General features: G+C 44.0%; 5 protein-coding genes. 2 read left to right on the forward strand and 3 right to left on the reverse strand.

The features are described 5' to 3' along the window. Positions 1-1,138, forward strand: a 1,138-nt coding sequence (locus LC574_RS29630) for a cytochrome P450 (RefSeq protein ID WP_229457190.1), incomplete at its 5' end; no start/stop codon positions are given. 93 nt (positions 1,139-1,231) lie between these two features. On the opposite strand, the gene LC574_RS29635 is transcribed toward LC574_RS29630, so the two are convergent. From LC574_RS29635 to upp, 3 genes are all read right to left on the reverse strand, one after another. Next, complete coding sequence (locus tag LC574_RS29635; RefSeq protein WP_229457191.1) at positions 1,232-1,489, reverse strand: YggT family protein; 258 nt, start codon at positions 1,487-1,489, stop codon at positions 1,232-1,234. Between the two features lie 127 nt (positions 1,490-1,616). Next, positions 1,617-1,970, reverse strand: a complete 354-nt coding sequence (locus LC574_RS29640) for a hypothetical protein (RefSeq protein ID WP_229457194.1) — start codon at positions 1,968-1,970, stop codon at positions 1,617-1,619. Between the two features lie 75 nt (positions 1,971-2,045). After that, the gene (gene upp / locus LC574_RS29645) at positions 2,046-2,696 is read right to left on the reverse strand and encodes a uracil phosphoribosyltransferase (protein ID WP_229457192.1); all 651 of its coding nucleotides are present in this window, start codon (positions 2,694-2,696) and stop codon (positions 2,046-2,048) included. 631 nt (positions 2,697-3,327) lie between these two features. On the opposite strand from upp, the gene LC574_RS29650 reads away from it, so the two are divergent. Continuing rightward, positions 3,328-4,039: FAD-dependent oxidoreductase (locus LC574_RS29650; protein WP_229457193.1), on the forward strand; the 712-nt coding region annotated here is incomplete at its 3' end.

Below are 4,039 nucleotides of genomic sequence, written 5' to 3' on the forward strand. Positions count from 1 at the left end.
ATTTTTACTTGGCGATCGCTCCTTTATGTTATCAGATGGCGATCGCCATCAGCGCCAACGGCAACTATTAGCTCCTCCCTTTCATGGCGAAAGGATGCGGGCTTATGGTCAGGATATCCAAAAAATAACCCGACAAGTGAGTAATCAATGGCAAATTGGCAAACCTTTTAATATCCGCGAGTCGATGCAAGAAATCACCTTGCGTGTTATCCTGCGGGTTGTATTTGGTTTAAATGAGGGAAAGCTTTTTGAGTCACTGAGGCGATCGCTAAGTGACTTACTAGACTTCATCAGTTCGCCTGTAATGTCTAGCGCCTTCTTTTTCAGGTTCATGCAAAAAGATTTCGGTGCGTGGAGTCCGTGGGGTTGGATTCTGCAACAACGGCAAAAAATTGATCAACTTATTTATGCTTTGCTTCGAGAACGTCGGGCCCAATCCGATCAAAATCGTCAAGATATCCTAAGTTTGATGATGGCTGCTCGTTACGACGATGGTCAAGGGATGTCAGATGAAGAATTACACGATGAGTTGATGACACTGCTAGTTGCGGGACATGAAACTACCGCTTCGGCGTTGACATGGGCTTTTTACTGGATTGACCATTTACCAGAGGTGCGTGAAAAGTTGCTACAGGAACTCAATGCGATTGGAGTTAACCCCGATTTGAGTAGTGTAGCTAAATTGCCCTATTTGACAGCAGTGTGCCAAGAAACATTGCGAATTTACCCAATTGCCATGACTGCTTTCGTGCGGTTTGTGAAGACCCCAATTAAAATTATGGGCTACGAACTGCCACAAGGGACGGCAATAGTCCCCAGCATTTATTTAGCGCATCATCGGGAAGAAGTTTACCCACAATCAAAGCAGTTCAAACCAGAACGCTTTTTAGAAAGACAATATTCACCTTATGAATATTTACCCTTTGGTGGCGGTAATCGTCGCTGTATTGGGATGGCATTTGCCCAGTATGAAATGAAAATCGTCTTGGCAACTATTTTGTCAGAATTTCAAGTATCGCTAGCGAACAAACGTCCTGTGCGTCCTGTGCGCCGTGGGTTAACTATAGCTGCACCTGCCGGAATGCGGATGATTGCTACACCTCAGGTTAAGCGTGCAAATACACCAGCGTTAGTATAAAAAATTGTAGAGACGCTTTCACAATTGGCGTCTCTACAATTTTTCTTATTCGGGTACTAATCAAAATCCCTGTAGGAATAAATGGCAGGCTAATTAATAAGGAATGGCTCTCAGAAAGCCACCAGCTAAGTTGAGCGCTAAGAAAGCTAAGATTGGAGAAAAATCCATACCGCCCAATGGGGGAATAATTGAGCGGAATATATTCAGATAAGGGTCGGTTATCTGGGCTAAAGCAGCAAATGGCTGGTTATACCAGTTGATTGTCGGGAACCAGGTCAACAAAACCCGGATAATTAGCAAATAGCTATAAAAGGTGACAAAGGTAACTAGTGTCGTAATCAGTAAACTCATGGATAGCTGTGTTTCCTACTAAGTGTCAAACGCGGTCTTATCTTTTAATTTTAATTTAGTCCATGTCATGATGTTTGCGGATTTAGCACTTACCACACTTGACATTTTCACCACGCCTAAGCAAACTTCAAGAGTCTTTAGTGAGGGAGCGGTCATTAGTTGCTTGGGGTGAACCGCCATTAACGTTTCCCAGTTGCTTCCGCACATCATCAATTGTGGCATTTAGCTGGGCAATTTTATCTTCTAGCGATCGCCTAGCGGTTTCTATACCGATGCTCTCGGTTTCTGAGGCTTTCATCTGACGCCGCTTTGCTGCTATTTTCTTGGCTTCGGCTTGGCTATCCGTCAGTTCTGTCTCCTCCTCTGCTAGCAACTCTGGATTGCGTCGAGAAGCAATCAGTGCCCCGATAACACCGCCAAATACGCCACCGACAAACGCCCCTGCTACAAAACCACTGCCAAAACCATCTCGTTGACTCATATCTTTACCGCCTTCAACAAACCTTGCAACTTCTACAGTAGTTATGCTATTTTCCTGCCCTAGCTGCATACTAGCTTAAGTCCCAAAGATGCGATCGCCTGCATCTCCCAATCCCGGTACAATATACCCCTTGCTGTTAAGTTTTTCGTCAATAGTCGCCGTGTAAATTATTAAACTTGGATAAGCTGCACTCAATTTTTGCAAAGCTGGTGCAGCCGCCACTACGCAAACAATCCGGGTCAAGGCTGGATCAGCACCCCGATGTGTCAATTCTGCCATTGTCGCCATCATCGACCCTCCTGTTGCCAACATTGGATCGGTAATTAACACTCGTGTTTGAGGGTCAAATTTTTCTGGTAACTTGTTCAGATAACAATGAGGTTGCAGTGTTTCTTCATCTCGCGCCAAACCAAGATGGTAAATCGATGCTAAAGGCAGTAAAGTCTGCGCTCCTTCAAGTAATCCTAGTCCAGCCCGCAGAATCGGTACTACTGCTACTGGTATCTGCGGATCAATCACGGTTGCCAAACAGGTATCCAAGGGACTCTGCACCGTCGTTTCTTGGGTTGGCAACCAGTCTCGCACAGCTTCATAAGTCAGCCATCTTCCTAACTCAGTCATAGCACTGCGAAATAATACTGAAGGTGTGCCTGCATCACGGGCAACTGCCAGCCAGTGTTTTATCAGGGGATGGGGTGGAACATAAACCCGCAATTGTAGCGTCATAGCCAGAAATAAGGGCTTTTTTATTGTATAAGAACTGAAAACACCATAATACTCTTTCCTGCATCTGGCTGACAGCTGATAATTAACACTGTCAATTTTATTGATAAAATTTTTCATTAATAGTTGACATTAATTCTCAATCAAGGCTATATTGTTATACAGTGTTCTCCTCTCTTTTAAGGATCGGCAGACGGGATTAGCCAGCAGTAGCAGGCTCGTCCCTCTTTTTTTTGATTAGTCATTGGTCATTTGTCCTTGGTCATTGGTCATTGGTCATTGGTCATTAGTTAAATTCAGTAGACCGAAAAGTTTTCCATAAGCCTTACCAGTCCTTCATTTCCGCTTGGGAATACAATTCGCCTAAATCAGCTTGTAATCTACCTTTCAAGAACTTTTGTTCTGGGTGGACTTGAGAGCGATCGCAACTGGTCATGATTGCCAGTCCTCAAAACGACGGCTGAAACCCTGATTATTTCGTCAAGTTTCAAAACTTTTCGGTCTACTGAAATTAAATATTGATTGACTCTAGACAAAGGACAAATACTTCTCTACGAGACGCTACGCGTTAGCGGAGCTTTGGCTTTAGCGATACGCTCAGTACAAATGACAAAGGACAAAGGACAAATGACAAATGACAAATGACGCAATCGTGATTGGGTCTGGGATTGGTGGATTAGTAACAGCAACGCAGTTAGCGGCGAAGGGAGCAAAAGTGCTGGTACTGGAACGTTATTTGATTCCAGGTGGTAGCGCTGGTTATTTTGAACGCCAAGGCTATCGGTTTGATGTTGGTGCATCGATGATTTTTGGGTTGGGAAAGAATGGGACTACTAATTTACTCACCCACGCTTTGTCAGCTGTGAATGTTAGCCAAGAAGCGATCGCAGATCCGGTGCAGATTCACTATCATCTACCCCAAGGTTTAAACTTGAAGGTTGACCGGGTTTATGAAAAATTTTTGCAAAATCTTATTGCTCATTTTCCCCATGAAGACCAGGGGATTCGTCGCTTTTATGACGAATGCCAAAAAGTATTCAAGTGTCTCAATAGCATGGATTTGCTATCGCTGGAAGAACCTCGGTATCTACTGCGGGTATTTTTCCAGCATCCTTTGGCGTGTTTCAGTTTAGCTAAGTATCTGCCCCAAAATGCCGGGGATTTTGCAAGACGCTACATTAAAGACCCGCAATTATTGAAATTTATCGATATGGAATGTTATTGCTGGTCGGTTGTAAATGCTGACATGACACCAATGATCAATGCTGGGATGGTCTTTTCTGACAGACATTATGGCGGAGTTAACTATCCTAAAGGCGGGGTGGGACAAATACCCGCAGTAGATA

The sequence above is a fragment of the Nostoc sp. CHAB 5715 genome (assembly GCF_020829685.1).
In the GTDB taxonomy this organism is placed as follows: Bacteria; Cyanobacteriota; Cyanobacteriia; order Cyanobacteriales; family Nostocaceae; genus Nostoc.

What these genes read in the sequence shown, in the direction of transcription:
- LC574_RS29635 (WP_229457191.1), bottom strand. Translation starts at nt 1,489, where the DNA reads ATGAGTTTACTGATTACGACACTAGTTACCTTTGTCACCTTTTATAGC.
- LC574_RS29640 (WP_229457194.1), bottom strand. Translation starts at nt 1,970, where the DNA reads ATGAGTCAACGAGATGGTTTTGGCAGTGGTTTTGTAGCAGGGGCGTTT.
- upp (WP_229457192.1), bottom strand. Translation starts at nt 2,696, where the DNA reads ATGACGCTACAATTGCGGGTTTATGTTCCACCCCATCCCCTGATAAAA.